The sequence below is a fragment of the Streptomyces sp. GbtcB7 genome, from assembly GCF_019091445.1.
GTDB classification, from domain to species: domain Bacteria; phylum Actinomycetota; class Actinomycetes; order Streptomycetales; family Streptomycetaceae; genus Streptomyces; species Streptomyces mirabilis.
Map to the genome: position 1 here is coordinate 1 of NZ_JAGXJM010000016.1, position 26,566 is coordinate 26,566.

22 protein-coding genes and 5 pseudogenes are annotated in these 26,566 nt (G+C 68.8%); 14 read left to right on the forward strand and 13 right to left on the reverse strand.

The window, feature by feature from the left end; translation table 11 throughout:
- The 6 genes and pseudogenes from KVT44_RS25320 to KVT44_RS25345 all read left to right on the forward strand — a co-directional run.
- A partial coding sequence (locus KVT44_RS25320) for an RNA polymerase subunit sigma-70 (protein ID WP_217568821.1) occupies positions 1-891 on the forward strand: 891 nt, incomplete at its 5' end.
- Positions 888-1,484 (forward strand): TIGR03086 family metal-binding protein, encoded by a 597-nt coding sequence (locus KVT44_RS25325; RefSeq protein WP_217568823.1) that lies wholly within the window; start codon positions 888-890, stop codon positions 1,482-1,484. The genes KVT44_RS25320 and KVT44_RS25325, both read left to right, overlap by 4 nt.
- 271 nt (positions 1,485-1,755) lie before the next feature.
- On the forward strand, positions 1,756-3,192 hold the full coding sequence (locus tag KVT44_RS25330; RefSeq protein ID WP_308314099.1) for an MFS transporter: 1,437 nt from the start codon (positions 1,756-1,758) through the stop codon (positions 3,190-3,192).
- A gap of 58 nt (positions 3,193-3,250) precedes the next feature.
- Positions 3,251-4,012: an SDR family oxidoreductase gene (locus KVT44_RS25335; RefSeq protein WP_099924937.1), complete on the forward strand. Its 762-nt coding sequence runs from the start codon at positions 3,251-3,253 to the stop codon at positions 4,010-4,012.
- A gap of 1,325 nt (positions 4,013-5,337) precedes the next feature.
- Positions 5,338-5,655: pseudogene (locus KVT44_RS25340) on the forward strand (transposase); the annotation flags it as partial.
- Positions 5,656-5,747: 92 nt separating this feature from the next.
- Positions 5,748-6,968: pseudogene (locus KVT44_RS25345) on the forward strand (IS256 family transposase).
- 135 nt (positions 6,969-7,103) lie between these two features.
- Here KVT44_RS25345 and KVT44_RS25350 read toward each other — a convergent pair.
- A complete protein-coding gene (locus KVT44_RS25350) occupies positions 7,104-8,642 on the reverse strand; it encodes a MauE/DoxX family redox-associated membrane protein (protein ID WP_217568826.1) in 1,539 nt (512 codons plus the stop codon).
- A gap of 267 nt (positions 8,643-8,909) precedes the next feature.
- Here KVT44_RS25350 and KVT44_RS25355 point away from each other — a divergent pair.
- Positions 8,910-9,107: pseudogene (locus KVT44_RS25355) on the forward strand (transposase); the annotation flags it as partial.
- 185 nt (positions 9,108-9,292) lie between these two features.
- Here the strand turns inward: KVT44_RS25355 and KVT44_RS25360 are convergent.
- The 3 genes and pseudogenes from KVT44_RS25360 to KVT44_RS25370 all read right to left on the reverse strand — a co-directional run bounded on the left by KVT44_RS25360 (position 9,293) and on the right by KVT44_RS25370 (position 10,816).
- A complete protein-coding gene (locus KVT44_RS25360) occupies positions 9,293-9,763 on the reverse strand; it encodes a DUF5959 family protein (protein ID WP_217568828.1) in 471 nt (156 codons plus the stop codon).
- 98 nt (positions 9,764-9,861) lie between these two features.
- Positions 9,862-10,194 (reverse strand): DDE endonuclease, encoded by a 333-nt coding sequence (locus KVT44_RS25365; protein ID WP_308314100.1) that lies wholly within the window; start codon positions 10,192-10,194, stop codon positions 9,862-9,864.
- Between the two features lie 83 nt (positions 10,195-10,277).
- Positions 10,278-10,816, reverse strand: a pseudogene (locus KVT44_RS25370) (winged helix-turn-helix domain-containing protein).
- A gap of 12 nt (positions 10,817-10,828) precedes the next feature.
- Here KVT44_RS25370 and KVT44_RS25375 point away from each other — a divergent pair.
- The 4 genes from KVT44_RS25375 to KVT44_RS25390 all read left to right on the forward strand — a co-directional run bounded on the left by KVT44_RS25375 (position 10,829) and on the right by KVT44_RS25390 (position 14,972).
- The gene (locus KVT44_RS25375) at positions 10,829-11,026 is read left to right on the forward strand and encodes a hypothetical protein (RefSeq protein WP_217568830.1); all 198 of its coding nucleotides are present in this window, start codon (positions 10,829-10,831) and stop codon (positions 11,024-11,026) included.
- 363 nt (positions 11,027-11,389) lie between these two features.
- Positions 11,390-12,250 carry an alpha/beta fold hydrolase gene (locus KVT44_RS25380; RefSeq protein WP_217568832.1) on the forward strand — a complete coding sequence of 287 codons (861 nt, stop codon included), beginning with the start codon at positions 11,390-11,392 and terminating at the stop codon, positions 12,248-12,250.
- A gap of 26 nt (positions 12,251-12,276) precedes the next feature.
- Positions 12,277-14,031 carry a bifunctional 3-(3-hydroxy-phenyl)propionate/3-hydroxycinnamic acid hydroxylase gene (locus KVT44_RS25385; protein WP_217568835.1) on the forward strand — a complete coding sequence of 585 codons (1,755 nt, stop codon included), beginning with the start codon at positions 12,277-12,279 and terminating at the stop codon, positions 14,029-14,031.
- Positions 14,028-14,972 (forward strand): 3-carboxyethylcatechol 2,3-dioxygenase, encoded by a 945-nt coding sequence (locus KVT44_RS25390; protein WP_217568837.1) that lies wholly within the window; start codon positions 14,028-14,030, stop codon positions 14,970-14,972. The genes KVT44_RS25385 and KVT44_RS25390 overlap by 4 nt, the downstream gene beginning before the upstream one ends.
- A gap of 219 nt (positions 14,973-15,191) precedes the next feature.
- Here the strand turns inward: KVT44_RS25390 and dmpG are convergent, their stop codons facing one another.
- The 4 genes from dmpG to KVT44_RS25410 form a co-directional block, all read right to left on the reverse strand.
- Positions 15,192-16,205 carry a 4-hydroxy-2-oxovalerate aldolase gene (gene dmpG, locus KVT44_RS25395; protein ID WP_217568839.1) on the reverse strand — a complete coding sequence of 338 codons (1,014 nt, stop codon included), beginning with the start codon at positions 16,203-16,205 and terminating at the stop codon, positions 15,192-15,194.
- Positions 16,202-17,149, reverse strand: coding sequence for an acetaldehyde dehydrogenase (acetylating) (locus KVT44_RS25400; RefSeq protein ID WP_217568841.1), 948 nt, complete (start codon positions 17,147-17,149; stop codon positions 16,202-16,204). The genes dmpG and KVT44_RS25400 overlap by 4 nt, the downstream gene beginning before the upstream one ends.
- The gene (locus KVT44_RS25405) at positions 17,146-17,994 is read right to left on the reverse strand and encodes a 2-keto-4-pentenoate hydratase (protein WP_190173626.1); all 849 of its coding nucleotides are present in this window, start codon (positions 17,992-17,994) and stop codon (positions 17,146-17,148) included. Before KVT44_RS25405 ends, KVT44_RS25400 begins: the two co-directional genes overlap by 4 nt.
- 90 nt (positions 17,995-18,084) lie before the next feature.
- A complete protein-coding gene (locus KVT44_RS25410; RefSeq protein ID WP_308314101.1) occupies positions 18,085-18,849 on the reverse strand; it encodes an IclR family transcriptional regulator in 765 nt (254 codons plus the stop codon).
- Positions 18,850-18,988: 139 nt separating this feature from the next.
- On the opposite strand from KVT44_RS25410, the gene KVT44_RS25415 reads away from it, so the two are divergent.
- Complete coding sequence (locus tag KVT44_RS25415; RefSeq protein ID WP_099924926.1) at positions 18,989-19,738, forward strand: IclR family transcriptional regulator; 750 nt, start codon at positions 18,989-18,991, stop codon at positions 19,736-19,738.
- 516 nt (positions 19,739-20,254) lie between these two features.
- On the opposite strand, the pseudogene KVT44_RS58280 reads toward KVT44_RS25415, so the two are convergent.
- Positions 20,255-20,464: pseudogene (locus KVT44_RS58280) on the reverse strand (transposase); the annotation flags it as partial.
- Between KVT44_RS58280 and KVT44_RS25425 the strand changes: the two are divergent.
- The gene (locus KVT44_RS25425) at positions 20,393-20,569 is read left to right on the forward strand and encodes a hypothetical protein (RefSeq protein ID WP_217569145.1); all 177 of its coding nucleotides are present in this window, start codon (positions 20,393-20,395) and stop codon (positions 20,567-20,569) included. The pseudogene KVT44_RS58280 and the gene KVT44_RS25425 overlap by 72 nt on opposite strands.
- Positions 20,570-21,442: 873 nt before the next feature.
- On the opposite strand, the gene KVT44_RS25430 is transcribed toward KVT44_RS25425, so the two are convergent.
- From KVT44_RS25430 to phzG, 3 genes are all read right to left on the reverse strand, one after another.
- Positions 21,443-23,041 (reverse strand): metallophosphoesterase family protein, encoded by a 1,599-nt coding sequence (locus KVT44_RS25430; RefSeq protein WP_217568847.1) that lies wholly within the window; start codon positions 23,039-23,041, stop codon positions 21,443-21,445.
- Positions 23,042-23,280: 239 nt separating this feature from the next.
- The gene (locus KVT44_RS25435; RefSeq protein WP_217568849.1) at positions 23,281-23,973 is read right to left on the reverse strand and encodes a M24 family metallopeptidase; all 693 of its coding nucleotides are present in this window, start codon (positions 23,971-23,973) and stop codon (positions 23,281-23,283) included.
- A gap of 46 nt (positions 23,974-24,019) precedes the next feature.
- Complete coding sequence (gene phzG / locus KVT44_RS25440; protein WP_217568851.1) at positions 24,020-24,655, reverse strand: phenazine biosynthesis FMN-dependent oxidase PhzG; 636 nt, start codon at positions 24,653-24,655, stop codon at positions 24,020-24,022.
- A gap of 532 nt (positions 24,656-25,187) precedes the next feature.
- On the opposite strand from phzG, the gene KVT44_RS25445 reads away from it, so the two are divergent.
- Entirely contained in the window at positions 25,188-26,039 is an 852-nt protein-coding gene (locus tag KVT44_RS25445) for an MOSC N-terminal beta barrel domain-containing protein (RefSeq protein ID WP_308314102.1), read from the forward strand.
- Positions 26,040-26,072: 33 nt separating this feature from the next.
- Here the strand turns inward: KVT44_RS25445 and cynS are convergent, their stop codons facing one another.
- The gene (gene cynS / locus KVT44_RS25450) at positions 26,073-26,516 is read right to left on the reverse strand and encodes a cyanase (protein ID WP_217568855.1); all 444 of its coding nucleotides are present in this window, start codon (positions 26,514-26,516) and stop codon (positions 26,073-26,075) included.
- Between the last annotated feature and the right edge of the window lie 50 nt (positions 26,517-26,566).

A 26,566-nucleotide genomic window follows, 5' to 3' on the forward strand; every position in this document is an offset into this window, starting at 1 on the left:
GACCTGGTGCAGGAGACGTACCTGCGTGCCTGGCGGTCCTACGACAGCTTCGAAGGGCGCTCCTCGCTGCGCTTCTGGCTCTATCGGATCGCGACCAGCGCGTGCCTGACCGCGTTGGAGCACCGGAGCCGCCGGATGCTGCCGTCCGGCCTCGGTCCGGCCAGCGACGACCCGGACCGGCCCCTGTCTCTGGGGGAGCCGGGGACCGCATGGGTGCAGCCGCTGCCCGCGCCGCAGAGCGACCCGATGACGGCCGACCCGGCTGCGATCGTCGCGTCGCGGGGCAGCGTCCGGCTGGCGCTGATCGCCGCCCTGCAGCACCTGCCCGCGAAGCAGCGGGCGGTGCTGATCCTGCGGGACGTGGTGGCCTGGCGGGCGGCAGAGGTCGCCGACCTGCTCGACACGACACCGGCAGCGGTCAACAGCGCACTGCAGCGCGCGCGGGCCCACCTTGAGCGGATCGCGCCTGTGGAAGAAGCGCTCGCCGAGCCCGACGAACCAGGTCACCGGGCGCTGCTCGACCAGTACATGTTGGCATTCGAGAACGCCGACATCGATGCCCTGTTGCGGCTGCTGCGCGACGACGTCGCTTTGGAGATGCCCCCGAACGCGACCTGGTTCGCCGGCCGTTCAGCGGTCGGACGGTTCATCGCGACTAAGGTCTTCGCCGGACCAGGCATGGCCCGCATGGTCCGCACCGAGGCCAACGGACAGTCCGCCGTCGCGGCATATTTCGCGCACGACGGCATCCATCGTGCGCACGCGGTGCAGGTGCTCACCCTTACGCGTACCGGGATCTCGCGGATCATCTCGTTCAACGACCCGGACCTCTTTGCCCCCTTCGGCCTGCCTGTGAGCCTGGCCCCTGCCCGCGTGCCGACGAGCTCATGACGCTGATCGGTCCGGCCGATCTGCTGGAGCGGGCGATCGGTTACGGCTTGGAGAGCATGGAAACGGTCACGGCCGGATTCCTGTCCTGTCCGACGCCCTGCGCTGACTGGGACCTGTATGCGCTGTTGCGTCACGTCAACGAGTCGGTCGGGGTGCTGCGGCAGGGTGTCGAACACCGCTCCGTCGACCTGGTTCCGGCTGGGGGCGGAGGTCCCGAGAGGCGCGCCGACGGCGACCCGGCAGCGGGCCTCGTGGCGGCCTACCGAGACGGTACGCGACGGCTTCTGCACGCGTGGGCCGTGGCCGAACACTCCGGTCACTCAGTCGCCGTGGCCGGGCATCCGCTGCCGGCCGAACTGGTGGCGATCACGGGCGCCATTGAGATCGCAGTGCATGGGTGGGACATTTCCGTGGCCTGCGGCAGCCACCGGCGGATTCCGCCGACCCTGGCGGTCGACTTGCTGATGCTGTCCCCCCTGGTGGTCGATGAAGTCCTGCGCCATTCACTGTTCGCGGCCCCCGTCGCGGCGTCGCGACGGGCCGACCCCAGTGACCAGCTTGTCGCCTTCCTGGGCCGCAGCCCCGCGATATAGACGCGGACGGCTCCGATCGACGGCCGCGCGCCGGGAATTTCGGCAGCAGGCGATGAATTCCGGTCTCGGTTCTGGTCCTTATCAGTAGTGAGGCGACTGACCTTACCGCCATTGCGTAAATTCACGGAATGGCTTTTCTCGTATATGAAGCGGAGAAATCCCTTGTTGGATGAATCCTTTACGGCGGGCACAGTTCGGTGCATGCCCGCTGCGCCGCACCCCAGCTGCCCCGGCGGTTTCGCGGGCGTCGGCCATGCGTGACGCTGCGCACGTGGCCGTTCGCCCGGTGCGGGTGGCCTGGACACTGATCCTGGCATCGATCGGCGCTTTCATCACTTCTTTGGACGTGGTGGTTGTCGCCACGGCGCTCCCGTCGTTGCGGACGGATCTGAATGCGAGCCTGTCCGATCTCGAGTGGACGATCAACGCCTACAACCTTGCGTTCGCCTCCCTGATGCTCACGGGCGCGGCGCTGGGCGACCGGTTCGGCAGGCGACGCATGTACGTCGCCGGTCTCGGGGTGTTCACCGCGGCCTCCGTCGCGTGCGCGCTGTCGACCAGTGTGGAAACGCTCATCGCGGCGCGGCTCGTGCAGGGCATCGGCGCGGCGGCGGTGCTGCCGCTGACACTGACCCTGATCAGTGAGGCCTTCCCAATGGTGAAGCGGGGCGCGGCGATCGGGATCTGGGGTGCCATCACCGGTCTGGGCGTGGCCGCCGGGCCGCTGCTCGGTGGCGCGAACACCGAGGGCACCACCTGGCAGTGGATCTTCTGGAACAACGTGCCGGACGGAGCCGTGGCCATCGTGTTGACCATGGTGCGTCTGTGGGAGAGCCACGGTCCTCGCCCGCAGCTGGACCTGGTGGGATTGCCGCTGATCGCGCTCGGCCTGTTCGCGCTGGTGTGGGCACCGGTCCGGGCGCCGGCTGCCGGTTGGGGCAGCGTTGAGGTGATCGGCGCGCTCATCGTGGGCGTGGCCCTGATCGTCGCCTTCCTGGTTCGCGAGCGCCGGGCCCGGTTCCCGATGATGCCGCTGGCGTACTTCCGTCGGCGCGGGTTCGCCACCTCGGGCGGAGTGGCCTTCTTCCTGAGTTTCTCGCTGATCGGCTCACTTTTCATGATCGCCCAGATGTTCCAGGTCGGGCTGGGCTACTCCCCGCTGGCAGCGGGGGTGCGCATCCTCGTCTGGACCGCGATGCCGATGCTGGTGGCACCCCTCGCCGGCACACTGTCCGACAAATTCGGCAACCGGCCGTTCATGGCGGGTGGCCTGCTGTTGATGGGCCTGGGGCTCGGCTGGCTCGGGCTGGCCGCCGAACCGGGCGTGGGTTACGGCAGTCTGATCCTTCCGCTGATCGTGTCGGGCATCGGTATCTCGTGTGTCTTCCCCACACTCGCCAACGCCGCCGTGGGCTCGGTCCCCATCAACGACTCCGGCGTGGCCGCGGGTGCCAATAACACGGTGCGTGAGACGGGCGGCCTGTTCGGCGTCGCGATCCTCGCGGCGGTCTTCTCGCACTACGGGAGCTACGCCTCACCGGCGTCGTTCCTGCACGGGTTCCGGTACGCGCTGCTGGTCGCGGGCGCCATGGCCCTCGTCGGGGTCGTGCCCGGACTCCTGTCGCCGTCCAAGACACAGGCGAGCATCCCGCACCCGGACGATCCCGTTCCGCTGCCGCAGACGCAGGAGGCGTCAGCCACCGGTTGAGGCCGAGCCCACCACGGTGCCGGAACCAGAGAACCCAGAAAACCCGGAGGAGCTTTCGATGCCAACCCAAGAACTCACCGATCTCACCGGAACCACGGCGCTGGTCACCGGCGCGAGCCGGGGCTTCGGTCGCGGCGTCGCCGTCGCCCTCTCGGCGGCGGGCGCGTCCGTCGTCGCAGTGGCCCGTGACCGCGGGCTACTGGAGGACCTGCAGGCGCAGCTCGGCGACACCGTCATCCCGGTCGTCGCCGATGCATCCGATGCGGTCGTGGCCGGCCGGCTCGTCGAGGAGTATCACCCGCGCACCCTTGTGCTCAATGCCGGGGCGAGCCCGCTGGCCAGGCCGCTTCAGCGGCAGACGTGGGAGACGTTCAGCCGCAACTGGGAGGTAGACGTCCAGCAGGTGTTCAACTGGACCCGCGAGTCGCTGCTGCGCCCGCTCGATCCCGGCAGTGTCGTGATCGCATTCTCCAGCGGGGCCGCGCTGGGCGGTTCGCTCCTCAGTGGTGGCTACGCCGGAGCCAAGGCCACGATCAAGTTCATCTCCGCCTACGCCGCCGCCGAATCCGAACGGGACGCACTTGGCGTCAAGTTCGTCTCGGTACTGCCCAAACTCTCCCCGGCCACCGATCTCGGCGCCAACGGCGTGGCCGCCTACGCCGCTCGCCAAGGGGTGGACGTGGACACCTTCCTCGAAGTGCTGGGGCCGGCACTCACCCCCGAGCAGGTCGGCAAGGCGATCGTGCAGCTGGCCGCCGATCCAGGCCACGATCATCCTTCGTACCTCCTCACCGTCGAGGGGCTGAGCCCGATCAGCTGACGGCCCGCGGCGGCGCGATGCCGCCGCGGCACCGGCGACCAGTCGAGGGCGTGCGTCGAGGGGTCCCATCCCGTCTGCCATCGACCCAGGCAGAGCCGAGCAGGCGCGGCCCATGGCGTCCAGGTCGTTCGTACAGTGGCGCGCTCCACCTGGACGCCATGAACCACGCTCGCGTCGCGGATTCCGGTCTTGCATGAAACGGAGGGGTTCTGCGTGTTTGTGGTGAGGGCATCCGGCCGAAGCGCGCCAGTCGACGACGACCGCCGTGAGTTCAGCCTCCTGGGCAAGAGCCAGGTCAGCGGGCTGGCCCCCGCACGCCCGGTCACCACCGGCGTCCGGTCCCGCGCAGTCCTGGAACTGCAGCAGAACTACGGCGGTCTGCAGTTCAGGGCTCTGGTGGGTGGCGAGTTCGCGCCGGGAGAGGGAGACCGGCTGGCCTGGCGGGTCAGGTTCTGGAAGACAGTCCGGTCTACTCCACAGCAGGGGCTGCTGCCGGGCCTGCCCGAAGGGCTGGATCATGCTGCGGCGGCCGGCCTGCATGCAGACCTCAACAGCGGGGCCCTACCAGCCGGCCAGCTGGTGATCGACCGGGCGGGCTACGACCAAGAGTCCTCCCCCCGTACTGTTCGCAACGGCCGCCGAGCTCCTGTTGCACATCCTGCTGGCGGGCGTCTTCGGATCGCCCGCGGAGCCGGTCATCAGGTCCTGGGTGACCACCGGCCGAATTCCGGTGGCCCTGCCCAGAGTTGATGTCGAGGCGTAGGCATGGAGGGTCCTGGCCAGTGCGAGGAACCTCAGCGACCGTCCCACCCGTAGGTCGCATCGAGGGGTTGTGGCGCGGTCCCCGGGCCGTGCCACCCTCGTGCCAGAACGCACGGGGACTCACGGGGAACCGGGGTTGGCCAGGGCAATACCGCCGACCTGTTCCCAAGGCAGGGAATCCGCAGCTCACGCCTGTGATCGCCCAACCTCGCTCCTAAAGCGGGGCTCTGGCGTCGAGGGCTTCATCCGGCAATGCGTTGAGCACCCTCCGGGCCGTCCCTGGGCCGTCCGAGGGCACTCAACGGCGACCAACGCTGACTACCGTCGACAGGTAAGTCGCAGGTCGCAGCGTTGGTCGATTACACGGCCGCAGGCCGGAGACCCGGCCCTTCACTTCTTCGGCTACTGAGCGCACCCAGCGGCGCTTGACTCGCCCATTAACCTCGGGCTTTCACGAAGGCGGCCGTCCGAAGGTTGATCAAATATGCGAGGAGTGCCTCTGAACTGGGACGATAGGGCTTGTCGAAGGTCCTGTTCGTCACCCATGGAGAAGCACTCCCCGAGTGAAGATGCGTAGCGGGTCGTACCCGCCCGTCCGAGTCGAGTGCAACGGTCATGCCGTGGTCTCGCAGGCCGGGGCCGTGCTACTGATGGAGACGGTCCGCAAGAGCGGCGTGGGTGTTGCGTAGTCGGCGGCGCTCGCACCGTGGAGCACGCCGCGGACGGTGCACGACCCGGGCGAGATCCTGCTGGATCTTGCGCTCGCGACCGCCCTGGGCAGGGACTGCCTGGCCGACATCGCGATGCTGCGAGCCGAACCAGACCTGTTCGGGCCGGTGGCCTCTGACCCGACGGTCTCCCGCCCGGTCGACACGCTCGCCCCAGCGGGCTCCCGGGCACTGGCCGCCATCCGCCGGCCCTGCCGAACGCCCGACTACCTCACCATCACCTGGCTCAACATGGACACCGGAGAATACCCCTGCACGCCCTCGCGGAAGACAACCTGGCCGCGGCGAGTCCGGATCTGCTGCGCGCGGTGGTGAAGACGTTCGCCGCCGCGCTCATGTCCACGGAGGCCAACGCTCTCTGCAACGCCGAATACGGGCAGGTCAGCGACGAACGCGTCAACCACCGCAACGGCTACCGCCCGCGCGAGTGGGACACCCGCGCAGGGACCGTCGAACGGGCCATCCCCAAGCTGCGCCAGGGCAGTTACTCCCCGCACTGGCTTCTCGAACGGCGCCGACGGGCCGAGCAGTCCCTGATCTCGGTGGTCGCCACCGCCTACCTGCTCGGCGTGAGCACTCGCCGGGTCGAAAGGCTCGCCGCCTCTCTCGGCGTCACCCAGCTGTCGAAGTCCCAGGTCAGCGTGTTGGCCCGGCACCTGGACGAGCAGGTCGCAGCCTTCCGCAACCGGCCCCTGGACCAAGGTCCTTACGCGTTCGTCTGGGTCGATGCGCTGACCCAGAAGGTCCGCGAGGGCGGCCGCATCATCAACGTCCACGCCCTGATCGCGGTCGGCGTCAACGCCGACGGGCGCCGCGAGATCCTCGGCATCGACGTCGCCACCGCGGAGGACGGCGTCGGCTGGCTCGCCTTCCTGCGCTCCCTGATCGCCCGCGGCCTGAGCGGTGTCCAGCTGGTCATCTCCGACGCCCACGCCGGCCTCGTCGACGCCATCGGCGCAGTGCTGCCCGACGCCTCCTGACAGCGATGCCGCACCCACTACGCCCGCAACCTGCTCAGCCAGGTTCCGCAATCGGCCCAGCCCTGGGTGGCCACGCTGCTGCGGACCGTCTTCGAACAGCCCGACACCGACGCCGTCCAGGCCCAGATGCGACACGTCCTGGACGCCCTGGAAGCCAAGTTCCCCAAACCTGCAGCCCACTTGGACGCCGCCCAGCACGACCTGCTGGCGTTCACCGCCTTCCCTCGCGAGATCTGGCGGCAGATCTGGTCGAACAATCCGCAGGAACGGCTGAACAAGGAGATCCGCCGTCGCACCGACGTGGTCGGCATCTTCCCCGACCGCACCGGCGTCATCCGGCTGGTCGGCGCGGTGCTGGCCGAGCAGAACGACGAGTGGACCGAGGCCCGCCGCTACATGGGACTCGACCTGCTGACCAAGGCCCGCCTCCACCCGATCGAGTCAGAAACCGACGAGACCGCCCTGCCCACCGAACTCACCGCATAGCCTCAAAACGAGATCACCGAGTAGCCGTCAATACACCACTCCCGCGGACGTGACCTAAGATCATGGCCCCAACGTCGTGCTTTAACGGGCAGGTCCACAGACTGCCCGACTCGCCGGAAGCTTAAGGGACCGTGATCACTCGCCCCAAAGCAACTCCAGCCCCAAGCCGCTAGGCGGAAGGTCATCGTCGTCCGTGCCTGTCGGGCATGCTTTGGGGAGTGTGACTGATAGGCCGATGCTCTCCATCGCGGCTTGGAAGGGGACTCCGGGTGGTGTTGCCGCTGACCAAATCACGGAGGTGCAGGTGCTGGTGTCGCAGTTTCCCCCGAATGTGAAAAATTCGCCGCTCTCCACGGACTTGCAGCGGCACACAGCGCGTCTCGGGTTGCGCGGGTCGATTTCGCATTCCACGTCCAGACAGTTTGCCCATTGTGCTCGGGATGTGCAGGTCATGGTGCGGGTATAGTGGTTGGTGTTTTGTGTCGAGAACGTCGATACCAATCTTTTGTTGACTGGTGCCCGTTCTGCACACGACTTATAGCCGTAGGAGTAGCCGTATTCCACCACGCAGCGGCAGATGAGGACGTTCGGGTCGCTCGGCGAGGGTTTGCAGGCGGCTTTAGTACACAGCGCGTAGCGCTGTTTGCAGAGCCATCCCCCAGCGAACTTCACTTGCTTTGGGCGCCAGTTCGCCCCGGTAACGCCGCGGGCCATCGCGCGGGTGGAGGTGACGGCGGGCACCATCGTGGCCGAGGCGAACAACAGCGCGCGTCGTGCGATCGTTGATCTACCACGCGGTTGGAGCGCCCTGGTCACCAGGTCGGCGATCTCTACTGACCCAGCTGCTGGCGCGGCGGCGAGGATCCGGTCGGCGTCGATCAGCATTGCGCTGGGTGTGGCGGTCAGACCGTAAGTGGTGAGCAGCATTCGGTCTTCGTCTACCAGTAGGTTCCGCAGCCCGTGCTCACGTGAGAAGGCAACGCTGTCTGCGGCGGGACCGCCGTTCACGATTGCGATGGTCAGCCGTTCCGCATAGGCCTGTTGCCACTGGGCCACCTGTGGCAGCAGTGCGTCGCACGCGCCGCACGCGTGATCAGTGAAGAGAAGCAGGAGTGGCTGATGCGCAGCGGCAAGCAGTTTGTCGAGAGTCCACACCTGTCCAGTTGCGTCAGGCAATGAAAAGCCCGGTGTGACCATGCCCGGTCGCACTTTCCCGGATCGCTTGAGTCCCAGCACCACCCAACACGTCGCTGCGATGGTACCTAGGCCCGTGAAGAACCATGGGGCACGCCCGTCGGTTGCGACGAATCCCGCCGTAGCTGCGAGGAGCCCGTTGCGTGCGAGCGTGGCCCACCCGACCGGCGTGGCGCGTAGCCCTCCGAAGCAGTGGCAATCCGGGGTCCGGCCGCGTGCGATGCTCACCACGATGGCCAGGCAGAACGTCAGCAACAGTCCGAGCGCTCCAAGCGCACCGATCCTTGCCCATGGGTTGACGATAAGGGCCAGGGCTGTGACGAACTCGTAGGAGATGAGAAGGTATCCAAGCGGCTTCCCCGTTCGAGCTGGCAGGCCGAAGCTTGCGATGGCGCGAGGCAGTCCCTCGCGGTCCATGAGTTTGGCGATCCCCGCGACCCCGAAGACCGCAGCCAACACCAGCCGTGCTGCCAGGACCATGCCCGCTCACTCCAATCGTTCTGGACGCCCTCCGGACGGAGCGCAGGCATCACGCACACATACCACGGCGCCCCGAACGACTCGTACCGCCTTGCGAGGCCGCGAACAACACTCCACAGGTCAGACTCACCCAGACGGCCGTGAGCCCGGTGGCCGATCGACATCAATGGCGTCCATTGAAGGTCCTCGGCAGGTTCCGAAATTTCCCCAAGGCCGGGTAGTTAGCGTTTCCGCGGGAGCAACGGAGCGCCTTGCGGGACAAGCTGCCGTCGCACCGACGTGGTCGGGATCTTCCCCGACCGCACCGGCGTCATCCGGCTGGTCGGCGCGGTGCTGGCCGAGCAGAACGACGAGTGGACCGAGGCCCGCTGCTACATGGGACTCGACCTGCTGACCAAGGCCCGCCTCCACCCGATCGAGTCAGAAACCGACGAGACCGCCCTGCCCACCGAACTCACCGCATAGCCTCAAAACGAGATCACCGAGTGGCCGTCGATACACCACTCCCGCGGACGTGACCAACAATGAGATCTGCGCTACTGAGCTTGAACTCGTGATGTCGGCTGACCAGTTGGTTTGGCCTGTGGGCGTGCGCCCATCGTCGGCGACGAAGGTAGCGGCTTGACTCCCGATGGTTGTGCCGTAGGTGCTCAGTTCCTACGGTCCGGGCTCCACTTGTAGACCATGGGAGCGGTCTGGATGACCTCGCTTGGCCAGACCTGCCGAAGTCGGTCCAGTCGGACTCGGTGGTCCTGGATCCAGTCGTCCTGTGGCTGGATCCAGAAAAATGTGGAGAGCCGGTCGGGGTCGTGGATCGTCACGCCCACGGACTGATCCTCGTTGAGCCGAATGCCAAGCTCCAGACCGCGGCCGCCGCCGATTCCCGCCTCACCCCCCGGAACCAGCCCTTCAAGCTCGTGCTCCCAGGCGGTGAGATCCCGCTGGAAGAGGTAGAGCTCAAGGCGTGCGTCCAGGAAGCTGGTGGACACCAGGACATCGGCGCGTAGGGTGTCATGCCCGGCCAGAATGCCAGGCTGATAACGCCCAGTGACGCGAACGATGCACCGGTCGCCGTCTGCGTCTGTCAGGTGAATCAGATCGACTGGTTCCGGCTCTCCCACAGTGCGCCTCCACTTGGCCTAGCTGGTGCGAGTAGCGTGCATCCTGTCTCATGGCGTGCGCGCGGACGCAGGAGGCCCCCGACAAACGTTCGGCGCGATCAGCGGACCAGAACCAGGCCGGTGCCGGTGAGACAGCCGTCGATCACGTGGGGTCGGTACTGCAGCATCTTCAGCTTGCGCTTCACGGCCCGTGTGATCTGGCCCAGGTCGGCGGCGGCGAGGTTGCCGATGTCGCGCTTGACCAGGGACCACACGCCTTCCTGCGGGTTCAGGTCGGGTGCGTAGGTGGGCTGGACGCGCGCGCGTACCAGCAGGTCGCGGAAATCCCGCCAACCGAAGCCCTTCGGTTGGTCCTTGCGCCCGTTGTACTCGCGGACCGAGTAGATCAGTCGGGACCGCTCGCCCGGCTTGTAGCCGATCATGCCCGCCATCGACACTCGTCCAGAGCCCCGGCCCCACACTCGCACTACCGGGGTCTGGCCGATCCGGCCCCAGGTCCTGGCACGCGGCGGCGTCATCGACTGGCCGGCCTCGTCCTCAAAGACCATCCAGCCGCCGCACGCCGCCGCGACGCTCTTACCCGCGGCCAGACCTCCTTCTTCCAGAGCGACACTGCATCGTCGTCACGCTCGATCGCGCGGCGAGTGGGCTGCTGCCAGGACCACCCGTGCCGCTTCAACAGTCGCCACGTGCCCTCCACCGTGGAAGAGATGTGGAACAGCCGCCCGATCAAGTTCTTGACACGTGCGAGAGTCCATCGCTGGTCAGCCCAGCCATGTGCGAGTGGGCCGCGCTCCAACTCCCGCTCCAGCCGGGCGATCTGCTTGTCAGAGAGCCTGGGGCGCCCGGGCGAACCCTTCGAAGCGACACCAGCCGCACCGCCCTCGCGCCACTGCCGCCTCCACCGCTCTACCGAACGCTGCGACACCCGCAACGCGACAGCGACAGCCTTGTTCGTCGCCCCGGCCTGGAACCGGGTCACACATCCTGGCGCACCCGTTCCCGCGCGTCCCTCTCAGCGTCGGTCAATCCACCGCCCTGCGCATACCTCACAACCTCCATGCTGTGATCACTCACGCCTTCACCACCCTTGCCCCTGACCGGGCCGGGCAGGTCGCCGACGACACCGTCGACTTCGCGCTCGCGGGCTTCGACGGCGCTTTCCTCGCGCTCCAGGCGAACCCGGCCGTGGCGCACGAGCGCCTGATGGAGCAGCTCGCCGTCGCGCTGTCGAACCTGGGCAAGGAAGCGCTCCGCGCGTAATCGGGATCGGCCGGGACGGTCGGCGGTCCCGGCTGCGCCGCGTGGCGGGCCCCTTGGTCAGGACGGGCGGCCGGGACCCTCTGGGCCCGGTCGTCTCTCCTGGGTGGGGTCGCGGCGCCACCTCGGCGTGCGGGTGCGGCTCGGGTGCGGCAATCCGCACCGCCGAGCCCGGCGTCACCCGCCGAGCCGAGATCGCCGATCACGCAGCCGTCGGTGCTCGTGGCGGCTGATCGGCTGCACCTCATTCCAGTACAGCCGTCCCTTGACATTCCTCGATCGCGAGCGTTACATGCAGGTAACTGTGCAACTATCGTTCGCCAGCGTTCACATAACGCACGAGCACCGTACGAGGGAATCCGGATCATGGCCGTCACAAAAGAGACCGCATCGCGCGACATCGCCCTTCCGTCGGGGCTGCACATGCGGTACTACGAGGCCGGCGAGGCCGGTGCCATGCCCGTCGTCCTGCTGCACGGCTCCGGCCCCGGCGCGACCGGCTGGTCGAACTTCTCCGGCAACATCGGCGCCATCGCCGACGCCGGCTTCCATGTCATCGCCCCTGACATGCCGGGCTGGGGCGATTCCGACGCCCAGGCGACCACGGACATGGACCACGACAAGACGCTCGTGGAGTTCCTGGACGCGCTCGGCCTGCCCAAGGCGGCCCTGGTCGGCAACTCGATGGGCGCCCACACCGCGGTCCGCTTCGCCACGCTGCACCCCGAGCGCATCACCCACCTGGTGACGATGGGGGCCTCACTCGGCCGCGGCCCGGCCTCCCTCTTCGGCGCTGGTGACGGCCCGAGCGAGGGCCTGAAGGTCCTGGTCAAGGCGTACAAGGACGCGAGCCCGGAGAACATGAAGGCGCTCGTCGAGATCATGACCTACGACAAGGCGCGCTTCGCGACCCCGGAGCTGACCCGGGCCCGCTCGGAAGCGGCGCTCGCCCGTACCGACCACCTCAAGAACTATGTCGAGGGCCTCGCGCACGGCGCCCCGATCCCGATCAAGGTGGACCGCGACAAGATCTCCGGCATCCGGACGCCGACCCTGCTGATCCACGGCAAGGACGATCGGGTCCTGCACTACGAGACCAGCCTGTGGCTCTTGGCCAACATCCCCGACTCGCGGCTCGTACTGCTCAACCACTGCGGCCACTGGGCCATGATCGAGCACGCCGCAGAGTTCAACCGCCTCGTCATCGACTTCCTGTCCCACAACTGACAGCTGACCCGATCGGACACACCCCCATGACCACCTTCGACACTGATGTCGTCGTCATCGGAGCCGGGCCGGTGGGCCTCACCCTCGCCAACCTGATCGGTGTACGCGGCCACCGGGCCACCGTGCTCGAAGCCCGCCACGAGCTGATCGGCTACCCCCGTGGTGTCGGCCTCGACGACGAGTCGATCCGCACCCTGCACACGGCGGGCCTGTGGCAGCAGATCCAGCCCTACACGGTCCCGCACCACGTGGTCCGGCTGGTCAACGGCACGGGCCAGGTGCTCGCCACCAACGCTCCCAAGACGCAGGAGTTCGGCTACCCGCGCAAGCACGGCTTCATCCAGCCGCTGGTCGACAAGGAGCTGGCCGCCGGGCTCGACCGCTTCGAGGGCACCGAGCTGCGCTTCAGTCACCGTGTCGTAGGGATCGAGGACCGCGGGGACCACGTCGCGGTCACCGCCGAGCGGCTCGACGCCGACGACAACGCCACCGGGACGGTAACTCTCACCGCTCGGTACGCCGTCGGCTGCGAGGGCGGCAGCTCCTTCACCCGCAAGTGGATGGGCGTCCAGTTCGAGGGCAAGTCGCCGTCGACCCGATGGGTGGTCGTCGACGTCGAGAACGACCCGATCGGCACCCCGTCGGTGTACCTCGGCGCCGACCCGCGCCGACCGTACGTGTCCATCGGTCTTCCCCAGGGCATCCGCCGCTGGGAGTTCATGCTCCACGACGACGAGCCCACCGAGCTGTTCGACGACCCCACGTTCCTGCACTCCCTGCTCCGCCGCCACGTCCCCGACCCGTCGGCGTTGAAGGTCATCAACCAGCGCGTCTTCACCCACCACGGCCGGGTCGCCTCGGACTTCCGCAAGGGCCGGGTCTTCATCGCCGGTGACGCCGCGCACCTGATGCCGGTCTGGCTCGGCCAGGGCTGGAACTCCGGGATACGTGACGCGACCAACCTGGCGTGGAAGTTCACCAGCGTCCTGTCCGGCGACGCCGACGACGCCCTCCTCGACACCTATGCCGAGGAGCGCCGCAAGCACGCCGCCGACATGATCGACGTGAACATGGCGGCCGGTACGGTCATGAAGATGGGCCGCTTCGGCGGCAAGGTGCGCGACCTGTCCGCCTCGGCGCTCAACCTCGTGCCGAAGTGGAAGTCGTACTTCACCGAGCTGCGGTTCAAGCCGATGCCGCGCTACGCCGCCGGTGTCGTCGTCGACCAGGTCACGCTCACCCCGGGCCAGGCGCAGGCCGGCTTCAAGCGCAGCAAGCTTGCACCGTTCATCGACTCGGCGGGTGAACTCTCACCGGTCGGCCTGCAGTTCATCCAGCCCCGGGTGAACACCGCGGACGCCACGAACGTCCTGCTCGACGATGTCACCGGCGACTGGTGGACGCTGGCCACCTGGGGCACCGACCCGACGGCGTTCCTCTCTCCCACCGACCTCGAGTTCGCCCGCCGCCACCGGATCAAACTGGTCTCCGTCATGCCGGAGACCCAACGCACCTGGGCCGAGAAGCAGTACGCGGGCTCCTCGGCGCCGGTCACCGTGGTCGGTGACACCACCGGGGCCCTCAAGGACTGGTTCGACATCCACTCCTGCGGCCTGGTCGTGCTGCGCCCCGACCGCTTCGTCGCCGCGGCCTCCCTGACCCGGCAGGCGACGCAGGCCCTCGCCTCCGTCAGAAAGGCCGGCTCGCTCTTCACAGCGGGAACCGCCGAAGACACCCCTGCGCAGACCACGGCACGTACCACGCAAGGAGTGCAGGCATGAGCCTCGCCGTCGTCGCGATGTCGCACAGCCCGCTCCTCGAGTACGCCGACCCGCCCGCTGCGGTGGTCGACGCCGTCCACAGCGCCTTCGCCGCCGCGCGGGCCTTCGTCAAGGAGTACGACCCCACGCTGGTCGTCTCCTTCGCGCCCGATCACTACAACGGGTTCCTCTACGACCTGATGCCGCCGTTCTGTATCGGCTACGAGGCGTTGGGCGTCGGTGACTACGGCACTGCCGAAGGCCCGCTGAGCGTGCCGACCGAGCGCGCCGAGGAACTGGCCCAGTGGGTGGCCGAACGCGACATCGACGTGGCCATCTCCCGTCGGATGGAGGTCGACCACGGCGCCATCCAGCCACTGGAGCTCCTCTTCGGTGGCATCGACACCGTGCCGACCATCCCGGTCTTCGTCAACGGTGTCGCCAAGCCGTTCGTGACCATGCGCCGGGTCCGCAGGCTCGGCGAGGCGATCGGCGGCTTCCTCTCGACGCTCAAGGACGAGCGCGTTCTCGTCATCGGCTCCGGCGGCCTCTCCCACGACCCGCCGGTACCGCAGTGGGCCACCGCCGACGACGCCGCACGCGCCCTGCTGCTCAACGGCAGGCACCCCACGGCCGCGGCCCGTGACGCCCGGCAGCAACGGGTCATCGACACGGCCAAGGCTTTCACGGCGGGCACGGCCACCATCCAGGATCTCAACCCCGAGTGGGACCAGGCCCTGATGGCGACCCTCGCCTCCGGCGATCTCTCCCCGGTCGACGCGGTGACGCCCGAGCAGATGGCGAAGGATGCCGGAAACTCCGCCCACGAGGTCCGCACCTGGGTCGCCGCCTTCGCATCCCTCGGCGCGGCGGGCCCGTACGACGTGACGTACTCGTTCTACCGGCCGATCCGCGAGTACATCGCAGGCTTCGGCGTGATGACCGCGCACACCGCACCGTGACCGATTGGCCGACCTGTCATTGCGGCTGCCGGTGTGTCACATCCGCACTGGTCAACGCGGAGCGAGCCAGTCCAGTTGCCCGGGCGGCTCAGCTCGCGACGTTCCGGACGCGGCGCCGACGAGCGTCGTCCACCGGCAACGCGACAAGCGGGTTGGGTCTGCGGACACGGGCGACGGCCCGGCCGCTGTCCGGGAATTGCCGTGCCGTCGCCCCGTGGGTCAGTGGGACTCGGCCAGCCCCAGCGCCACGTCGACGATCATGTCTTCCTGGCCGCCGACGAGGCCGCGCTTACCGACCTCCACGAGGATGGTGCGCACGTCGACGCCGTAGCGCTCGGCCACGGTCTCGGCGTGGCGCAGGAAGGAGCCGTAGACGCCGGCGTAGCCGAGGGTGAGGGTCTCGCGGTCGACGCGCACCGGGCGGTCCTGCAGCGGACGCACCAGGTCGTCGGCGGCGTCCTGCAGCCCGAACAGGTCGCAGCCGTGGGCCCAGCCGTTGAGGTCGGCCACGGCGATGAACGCCTCCAGCGGGGTGTTGCCCGCGCCCGCGCCCTGGCCCGCCAGCGAGGCGTCGACCCGGGTGACGCCCTCCTCCACCGCGATCATCGAGTTGGCGACCGAGAGGGAGAGGTTCTCGTGGGCATGGACGCCGATCTCGGTCACCGGGTCGAGGACGTCCCGGTAGGCGCGGATGCGGTCGCGCATGCCGTCCATCATCAGACGGCCGCCGGAGTCGGTGACGTAGACGCAGTGCGCGCCGTACGACTCCATGAGCTTGGCTTGCCCGGCGAGCGTCTTGGCGTCGGCCATGTGGCTCATCATCAGGAAGCCGGACACGTCCATGCCCAGCTCGCGGGCGGTGGCGATGTGCTGCGCGGAGACATCGGCCTCGGTGCAGTGGGTGGCCACACGCACCGAGCGGACGCCGAGCGCGTACGCCTGCTTGAGCTCCTCGATGGTGCCGATGCCGGGCAGCAGCAGCGTAGTGAGGCGGGCGTTCTTGATGTGGGCGGCGGCGGTCTCGATCCACTCCCAGTCGGTGTGGCTGCCTGGACCGTAGTTGAGGGAGCCGCCGGCGAGGCCGTCGCCGTGGGAGACCTCGATGCCGTCGACGCCTGCGGCGTCGAGCGCGGCCACGATTTTGCCGAGCCGCTCCGGCTCGATGCGGTGGCGGATGGCGTGCATGCCGTCCCGCAGGGTGACGTCCTGGATGAAGAGCCTGTCGACGGTCATGCGCCCGCTCCCTGAAGTTCGTTGCTGTGGGCGGCCATGGCCTCGGCCATGCGGACGGCCGCGCTGGTCATGATGTCGAGGTTGCCGGCGTAGGCCGGCAGGTAGTGGGCGGCGCCCTCGACCTCGAGAAAGACCGACACCTGGTGGGTGACCGGGTCCGAGGTGAGGGTGTGCACCGGCTGGTCGGCGGGGACCGGGGTGATCTGCACCTGTCGCTTGAGCCGGTAGCCGGGCACGTACGCCGACACCTGCTCGACCATCGCGGCGATCGAGGCACGGATCGCCTCGTGCGTGTCCGTTTCCGGTGCGTTCACCAGGGCGAGCACGGTGTCCCGCATGATCAGCGGGGGCTCGGCCGGGTTGAGGATGATGACGGCCTTGCCGCGCCCCGCGCCGCCGACGCTCTCGATGGCGTGGCTCGTGGTCTCGGTGAATTCGTCGATGTTGGCGCGGGTACCGGGGCCTGCGCTCTTCGACGCGATGGACGCGACGATCTCCGCGTACGGCACCGGAGCCACCTGGGAGATCGCGGCGACGACCGGGATCGTGGCCTGACCGCCGCAGGTGACCATGTTGACGTTGTCCGCGGCGACGTGCTCGGTGAGGTTGACCGCGGGGATCACCATCGGGCCGATCGCGGCTGGTGTCAGGTCGATGAGCTGCTTGCCGTGCGGGGCGAGGACGGCGGCGTTGGCCACATGGGCCTTGGCGGACGTGGCATCGAAGACGATCCTGATGTCCTCGAAGCCGTCCATGCGGACCAAGCCCTCGACGCCCTCGGCCATGACCGGGACGCCGAGCCGCTGGGCGCGGGCGAGCCCGTCGGAGGCGGGGTCGATGCCGACCATCGCGCCTGCCTCCAGGGTGTCGGACAGGCGCAGCACCTTGATCATCAGGTCGGTGCCGATGTTGCCCGAGCCGATGATGGCCACCTTGGTCTTCATACGGAGGTTCCTTCGTCGGAGTCGGAGAGCGCGTCGCCCTCGGGGGACGCGGGGAAGCGGACGGAGACGGACCCGAGGCCGCTGATCTCGGCGGTGAACGTGTCCCCGGGCTCGGCGACGACCATCGGGCCGAGGGCACCGGAGAGCACGACCTGGCCCGCCCGCAGCGGGTCGCCGACCTGGCGTGCGGTCCGCGCCAGCCAGGCGAGCGCGGTCAGCGGGTCGCCGAGGCAGGCCGCGCCGTCACCGCTGGAGACGGTCTCGCAGCCCCGGGTGAGCGTCATGGCGGCGGTCACCGGCTCGAACTCGGCCATCGTCTTCGTCGCCGACCCGAGCACGTACAGGGCACTGGAGCCGTTGTCGGCGACGGTGTCGCCGAAGGTGATGTCCCAGCCGGCGATTCGGCTGTCGACGATCTCCAGGGCCGGGACGGCATACGCCACGGCGTCCCGGATCTGCTCCGCATCCAGGGGCCCCTCGGCGAGGTCCGCGCCGAGCACGAACGCGATCTCGGCCTCGACCTTCGGCTGGAGCAGCCGCCCGGCCGGCACCAGGGTGCCGTCGGCGACCTGCATGTCGTCGAAGAGGACACCGAAGTCAGGCTGGTCCACGCCGAGTTGGGCCTGGACGGCGGGCGAGGTGAGGCCGATCTTGCGTCCCGTGACGCGCGCGCCGGTCTCCACATGGCGTGCGGTGAGCAACTCCTGGACGGCGTACGCCGCCTTCACGTCGTCGCTGCCGATCAGGTCGCGGACCGGGGAGCAGGGCACGCGGTCGGCGGCGGCTGCCAACAGGCGCTGAGCTGCCTTTGCCACGGCGTCGCTGCCACTGGGGGTCTCGTTCATGCCCTCAGCTTGGAGACTCAAGGCGCGTGGCGCCCAGGAAAAAGTTCCGCGTGACGGAACACGGACCTGTCCGCCGGGCAACCCCGGGGGTCAGTGCCGCAGGAGTTCCTCGCGTCGGCCGAGGGTGGCGGTGATGCCGCCCGCCGCCGCCCGGATGCTGTTGGCGTGCCGGGCGGGCTGGAAGCGGTGCACGGGGCCTGTCACACTGATCGCGCCAAGGATCTCGTCCGACGGGCCGAAGATCCCGGACGCGACGCAGACGATGCCGACCGCCGACTCCTCGTACTCGAACGCGACGCCCTTCGCGGCGATGTCGGAGAGCTGGCGCGTGAGGACGTCGACGTTGGTGATGGTCCGGGGGGCCCGGCGTTCCAGCGGTCCGCGCAGCACCGACTCACGGACGTCGGCGGGCGCGTGGGCGAGGAGAACCTTGCCGAGGGCAGTGGAGTGCAGCGGCATGCGCCCGCCGAGCCGGGAGGGGGAGTCGGCCTGCTGGTGCCCGCCCATCTTCGCCACATAGACCACCTCGGTGCCCTCGCGGATGCCCAGGTGGACCAGTTCGTGCGTGCGCTCGTACAGGTCCTCCAGGAACGGGGTCGCCACCTCCAGCAGACCGCGCTCGACCGAGGCGCGCATCCCCAGTTCGAAGACCAGGCTTGACAGACGGTAGCGGCCCTGCACCCGGTCGAGCAGGCGCGCGGCCACCAGATCACCGAGCGTGCGATGCAAAGTGCCCTTGGGCAGGCCGGTGCGACGCTGCAACTCGGCGAAGCCGAGGGTGGTGTCCTCGACGCCGAACGCCTGCAGCACGGCGAGTGCCTTGCTCAGCACACCGCTCGGTGCGGCCTCGCCCACGCCTGCCTCCGCTTCTCGCCACCGCGCGTGTCCCCTCCAGGCCATGGCCTGCCGGCGTGATCCGATTCTACGGCGATCGGATCACGCAGGGCGTGGGCGGAGGGGACAGGCTGTCATCGCGCGGTCGTAGACTGCCGGAATGAGTGACGACCAGGCGGCCTCGAGCACGCGGGGTACCGAGACCGCCCGGGGCTTGACGGCGCAGGGCGGCGGCGCGCAGGGAAAGGCCTCCGGCTCCCAGACACTCGCCCGCGGCCTGCTGGCGCTTGAGGCGATCGCGGGTCAGCCTCAGGGCCTGACCGTGAACGAGGTGGCACAGCGGCTCGACGTCCATCGCACCATCGCGTACCGCATCCTGGTCACGCTCGCTGAGTTCCGGTTGGTCGTTCGCAGCTCCGACGGCCGCTATCGCGCCGGCTCGGGCACGGTCACGCTGGCGCGCGGGTACGCGGCGGGCATCCGGGAGGCAGCGCTGCCCATTCTGCGGCGCACCGCCGACGAGTTGGGCGCCACTGTCGCGCTGATCTCCGCAGAAGGCGACGAGGCCGTCGCCGTCGCGGTGGTCGAGCCACAGACCGTCGACTACCACATCGCCTATCGCGTGGGCAGCCGCCACCCGATCGGTGTCGGCGCCGCTGGGCTCGCCCTCGCCGCGCTGCGTCTGCCTTCCCCGGGGGAGCCGGCCGCCGTGGCGGAGGTCAGGGAGCGGGGGTACGCCCGTACGTTCGGGCAGATCGAACCCGGGGCTTTCGGCGTCGCCGTACCGTTGCACACCGCCGACCCCGCGCTGCACCTGTGCGTGAACCTGATCACCGCCCGAGAGGACGTGGTTGACGCGGCCGTGCCGGTGATGCGCGCGGTGGCCGAGGAGATCGCGGCGCTCGGCTGACATCCCGGCCACAGGCGGGCCTGGACGGGACGGCCACCGCTGCTCGGAAGTCCACGCCCTCGGGCTTCCGTACGCTCTCCACGACTTGGTGGGCGGGTGTCCCTCAGGCGAAGAGCAACCCACATCTCCAGTCCGCCCAAAGCGGGAACAACTCACAACCTGACCAGAGGTCACGGCCAACGAAGGCGCGGGCGCTGACGACCTTGACCTGATGGTGATCCGGAAACAGGTCGAGCAGAGCCCCCAGATCTGTGAATCATCTGGTCAGACGCCCTTTGTGGCAGGCTCAAGGTTCGCCACACACTCCACGTGCGAGGTCATCGGGAAGGTGTGCAGTTTGCCCCCTTCCAGGAAACATGCAGGTCAGAGGCAGTTTCGAGGCGAAATGGAAACCCCTCGGAGAGCCTCGTGCGTCATACGTGCGTCACCGCCACAGCCGCGCGGATCCCGATCGATGGGGAGTGTCTTCTTCTTTGTGCAAGCCCTGGTGCTGACGCTTCTCCTGTTTCTTGCAGTGGGGCTGAAGCTGCCCGCACAATCGCGCGGGACGTCCAGGTCGACCGGCCCGACATCGGGCAACACCCGGTTGTGGGAGGTGCCGTTGCGCGCATTGCCCGAGCCGGCACCGGCCCGATCACCCTTCTCGTAGCCGAGATGCTCGGTCATCTCGGCCTCCAGCGCACCCTCCAGGACCAGCTTCACCAGCCCCTTGAGCAGCCCGTCGCCCGCGCAGCCGACCTCATGCCGAACTATGACAAGCGCCTGGGAGGGACCGACATCTTCCTCGCCGACAACCTCAACGCCGTCGCATGGAGCCTCTTCATCGACTGAGACGAACGCCCTGCGCGGTAAGGGACCGTGGTGTCCGTAGCGGCACAGGACCGCGGCAGGAGCTGGACCTGCGGCAGCCTGGCGGGCCACGAGATCGCCGGCTCGGGCACCCGCCTGCGACGCCCCGGCGTCCGCCGGAACCGGCGGCTTCGAATCGCTCCATCCAAGGCACGAAGGCAGTCGGCCGAGAAGGTTCGCTCTGGCCCAGCGGCGCGAGATGAAGAAAATCGCCCCGTCCAGGTCGACCGAGCACGGCCTGCCGCCTTAGACCTGAGCCTGACCAGGCCGGCGGGCCCTGATGCGGTTCGCGATCTGGATCGCGGCGAGACCGACGGCGCTGGAGGCGGCCGGGACGAGGACCGACTGTCCTTCCTGCAGCTTCCCGACATGGGCCAGGCCGCCCCAAGCTGTGCGCGACTGGCCCGGTCTGGTCGCCGTCGTCCCTCGGGACGGCCGGGGTTCGCAACTGGGCCTCTTTGGTTGGTCCCGGCGGCGAACGCGTCGTGGCGGTCGTCCTCCACCGTCGGCTTCTCGGCCGGCTGCATGACTTCGCAGGCCTTTGGGGCCAGCCCGGCCGAGCAGACAGCAAAACCCGCGGCCAAGATCCGGACCATTCCCGGACCAGCGAGCCGCCACGCGTCTCAACGGTAGCCATTTCCACAGCTCAACGGCGCACGAAGAAAGGCGCCTGACCTGGTCTTTTACCCGTCAGGCACCTTTCACCCGCCGCAGTCTCAGCCGGTGTACCGGAGTGCGGCTCACCCCTGCGTCGTCGGGGACCACGCCACAGCTCGATCTGCGCGCAGTCCGGACTGCCTCGTCACGACGGGACCGCGTCCGTGGGCCGGTGCCGGTGGCGGACCGGCGGCAGGGTCACCTCGAGTGGCCGTCGGAGCGACGGCGGTGGAGCGTGAAGGTCTCGAACACCGACAGGTCGCCGTTCGGCTTGTTCACGTTGTAGTAGGTCACGTGCATGCGGGTGGTGTCACCGGCGTGCCGTCCGGGGTCGACGGTGAAGGCGGCGAAGCCGTAGGGGTGCTCGATGTCCCGGACTCCGGTCCAGACCGCCTCTTCCTTGGTGTAGGTGGAGGTGCGCTTGCCGTTGGAGCCGGGGGTCGCCGACACAGCGGTGATCACCTTGGCGGTGCCGTCCGTGAAGAACTTCTCGTTCGTCGTGCCCGAGACGCCCCCGCCGCCGAGGATCATGTGCACGGTGCCAAGACCGGTGTCGATGGAATCGGTGGCTTGCGAGACCGGGCGAGGGGTCAGCGTCTCGCTGCCGGTGACGACGCCGCGGACGGCGAGCGAGCGCTCGTAGTTGTGCTCATGGCCGCACAGCACCAAGTCCACGCCGTACCTGTCGAACAGAGGACCGTACTTCTGGCGAAGGCCCAGGTCGGCGCCGTTCGCGTCCGAGGAGCTGATCATGACCTGGTGCATGGCGACGACCACCCAGTCGACGTCGCCGGAGGAGCGCGCCGCCTTCAGCTCCTTCTCCAGGAAGGCGAGTTGACGTCCGCCGGAGTAGCCGCTGATGTAGACGTCGCCGCCGTCCTGGAGGCAGTTGTCGTCGTTCTGCAGCACGATCACCCGGACGGAGCCGACCGTGAACGCGTACCACAGGCCCGCGAGTTCGGCGTCGGTCTCGGTGGAGGGCAGGGTGAAGTAGGTCTGGTAGGCGCCGAGCCCGAGCGGGCCGTTGGCCTTCTCGATCTCGTGGTTGCCGGCCGCGGGCATCCAGGGGCGGAAGCGCGCGGAACGGGTGTTGTTGGTGAAGAAGTTGTTCCAGGTACGCACCCGGTCGACGTCCAGGTTCGCGTAGCACAGGTCGCCGTTGAGCAGATGGAAGAGCGGGGCGACCTGCTCGATGCCGGTGACGATGTCCTTCGTCGCGGGGGTGGAGTTCGCGTCGAGCGCCACCTTGCCGTCGGCCGCCCAGGTCACCTGCGGAGCGGACTGGTCGCCGAAGCTGGTGAAGGTGAACGGCTTCCGTCCGCGCGGAGCGGTGCGGAACGTACCGCTGTCGGGCGTCGTGCCCTCGTGAGTGGCGAGGTAGACGTAGTCGGTGCCCGGGGTGAGCCGGTTCAGCGAGGCGTGGTGGACGTAGACGGTACGGCTGGAGGTGCCGTCCACGTAGGTGACGGTCCGGGCGTCGGCGCTGGATCCGAAGCCGTGCTCCAGCGTGCCGTAGTGCACAACGGGTCTGGTCACCGGTCTGTCGGTGATCCACGACACCGTCATCTGGGTGCGCGGGTCCGCCCCGAAGGTCAGGTGCAGCCCTTGGACCGGGGGCGCACCTGCCGAGTCCGCGGTGAGGTGAAGGGCCGGAGCGGCCTGCGCCGTACCTGCTCCCAGCAACGGGGTGACGGCCGCGCCGGCCCCTGCCGTACCGAGAAGGCCCAGCGCGTGACGACGGCTGACCCCCTCGGAAGACTTCGTCGACTCGTCCGATGTCCCTGTCTGTGTGGCCATGGTGCCCTCTCTGGCGAGCAGTTGAGCTGACAACGACCGCACCCTGGCGCGCCCCAGCGGCCCCTGGGTGAACGGTGCGTTGCCAGACGGTCATTGCGCCGCGAGTGGCGGGCCACGGAGACGATTCTTGCCCCGGCCTTTGCCAGTGGCCGCCCGGCCGTTGACGTGACAGAGCCACGACCATCGATGAGAGAGGGTCCCTTCGACCCGGTCGCCCTTCGTCGAGCGAGCGTGACGGATCAGCCGAGGTCGAGCAGTTCCTCGTAGAAACCGCCGAACTCGCGCCCCCGGTCGACGAGGTGGATCTCGAGGATCCAGTGGCAGCGGCGCCCGGCCTTGTCGGTGCGTCGCAGCGGGGTGTCGTTGCCCGGCGCGATGTACGACTCCACGTCCGCACCGTCGATCGTCTCGTGCGGGAACTCGCCGACAAGGTGCCCGGCGTGCCAGCCGCCCAGTTCCCAGCCCGCGTCGGAGGCAAGCCGCTCGACCTCGGCGTACAGCCGCTTGCCCGTGATGTCCGGGTCGCTCTCGAAGAAGCGACGCCCGGCCGCGAAGACCTCGGGCAGGTCGTCGCGCAGCCGCTGCTTGACCGGGTCGTCGCCGAGGACGAAGGTGCGCCCGAAGTCGGCCTCGTACTCCTCGAAGATGGGCCCGAAGTCGGCGAACACGATGTCGTCGGCGCCGATCACCCGGTCCGGCGGGTTCTCCCGGTAGGGCTTCAGCGTGTTCGGGCCCGAGCGCACGATGCGTTTGTGCCAGTGGCGGGTCGTGCCGAACAGTTCGTTCGCCAGGTCCCGGATCCGGTCGCTGACCGCCCGTTCGCCCTCCCCCGGCGCGACCAGCCCGCGCTCCTCGATCTCCGCGAACAGCCGCTCCGCCTTCGCCTGGGCATCCAGCAGACGCGCGGCGCGCGTGGGTTCGTCATCCGCCATGGGGCCGACCGTAGACATGTGACTCATCGTCCGGCAATCGGATTCGTCACGGCTGCAGTCGCTGCCAGGACCAGTCCTGGCCCTGTTCGCGGTCGTAGCGGAGCCTGCGGTGCAGTCGGTCGGGGCTGCCGTACCAGAACTCGGTGCTCTCCGGGACCAGGCGGTATCCGGTCCATCCGACAGGGCGCGGCGCCGGTTCGGTCCCGGCGAGCAGTGCACGGGCGCGCTCGCGCAGGGCGGGTTCGCCGGCGAGTGACCGGGTCTGTGCCGAGACCGCCGACGCGGCCCGTGCCGCCGGCGGGCGTGCGGCGAAGAGCCGGTCGGATTCGGCGGGGGTGAGCACTTCCACCGGTCCGGCCACGGTGAGTTGCTGAAGGGTCTTGCGCCAGTAGAAGTTCAGTGACGCCCAGGGGCGAGCCTCCAGCTCCCGGCCCTTGCGACTGCCACGGGCGCTTCCGAAGACCAGGCCGCGTCCGTCGAAATCCTTGACCTGCAACACCCTGGTCGAAGGACGTCCGTCGGCGTCGGCGGTGGCGAGGACCGCGGCGTACGGCTCGCGCACTCCGTGCCGTGTGGCGCTGTCGAGCCACGCCCGCAGCAGCCCGAGCGGCTCGGCGGGCGGGTGGTCGAACTCGGGGAGGTCGAGGGTGGCGTCACCGCTCAGGGTCTCAACGCGCAGCATGGGCTGGGACATCGTCCTCTGTCAGTGCGCCGTTCGCCGTGGGCGAGGACGGGCGGCTCCGGCCGGCCTCGCTCATGCGCAGTCGACCCCAGGTACCGGATACGGGCGGGGCAACCCCGCCCCGCCGGGCCGACGGCACGCCTCGCCACGCGGTCAAGGGCGTGCGTGTGGGGAAACCGTCGTCGCTGTACGCGGACATCGGCCCGCCCAGCACCACCAGCGCCTCGGCCCCGTTCAGATCCTCGGGAAGCGGGTCGCCTGCCCACACCCGGCACACCCGCAGCGCGAGCCCGGCTGCCCCAAGGAGGTGCCGATCTCGTACGGTCCCTCCTCCGCCACGTGCTGCACCACCAGAACAGCCACGGCCGACCCCTTCCAGCTCCGCAGATGCCACCCTGAACAGCGTGATCACATCCTACGCACGAACTCGGATCGACCATCCAGATGGCGTATGCGGAGGCAGGCGGGCGCCGCACCGGCAGGCGCCGGAAAGACCTTGCCGCTCGCTGTACGGACCTCGATACTTTGCACGGTGACGTCGGAGGAAGCAGGCAGGCTGGGAACGGTGGGTCGGCTCATCCGCTACCCGGTGAAGTCGATGCTCGGCGAGGATCTCTCCACTGTCGACGTCACCGAGCGGGGCCTCGCCCACGACCGGCGCTTCGCCCTGACCGACCGGGACACCGGCAAGGTCGCCAGCGCCAAGCACCCCCGTCTGTGGCGTCGGCTGCTCACGTTGACGGCACGGGCCGAGGAGGGCGCGGTACGCATCACCGCTGCGGAGGGCAAGGTGCTGTGGTCGACGGAACCGGGCGTCGACGAGATGCTGTCGGAGATCGTGGGCCGCCGTGTCAACCTCACCGACACCCCTCCGTACGAGGCGACGCTCGACCGTGCCGACCCCGAGGACGTACTGCGTGACGCCTCGGAGCCACCGGTGAGCGCGCGGGAGGGGCGACTGGGCGGCGGCTCTCCGGAGGGTACGTTCTTCGACTACGCACCCGTCCATCTGCTCACGACCTCAACGGTCGCCCGGATCGCGGCCCTGGCCCCGACCGGCACCGCCGAAGTGGAGCGCTACCGCCCCAACATCGTGATCCGTACCTCTCTTGCCGCGGGTTTCGCGGAGAACGACTGGACCGGCCATACTCTGCGCATCGGCACCGACCTCACTCTGCGCGTCATCGCGCGCACTCCGCGCTGCGCCGTGCTCACCCTGGCGCACGGCGCCCTTCCCCCGGACGCCGCCGCCCTCCGGGTCCTGGCGGACCACAACCGGGTCATCCCGTTGGAGTCGATGGGGCCGCAGCCGTGCGCCGGCGTCTACGCCCAGGTGCTGCGTCCGGGGCCGATCCAGCTCGGCGACCCGGTCCGCTGGGCCTGACACGATGATTCCCTTCGACTGCTCAGTGAGTCACTACCACTGGTAAGGCAGGTACTTCCCGTCGAGGGTGATGACGACCCGGTCGCCCGCGGGGTCGGGAACACGCCGGACATCGAGCCGGAAGTTGATCGCGCTCATGATGCCGTCGCCGCACTGCTCGTGGATCAGCTCCTTGATGGTCGGCCCGTAGACCTGGATGACCTCGTAGAGCCGGTAGATCGTGGGATCCACGGGAACGACCGCGTCCAGGGCTCCCCGGGTCGGCTGGAGTTGGAAGGCCAGGGCGGCGTCGTCACCGAGTTCGAGCAGTGCCGCCGCTGTGGCCGCCTCGTCCTTGCCCATCGGGTGCTGGCCGAGCAGGGCCGCCGTGGTCCAGGCCAGCGGCTTGCCGATCGCTTCGGCCAGTTGGGCCCACGTGACCCCGGTCTTCACCTTGGCCTGACGTACGGCTTCGGCGGCTTCCTGCTTGGTGAGCATGTGCATCTCCCTTGACGACGGTGGTCCTGGTCGCACGTCACACCAGAGTA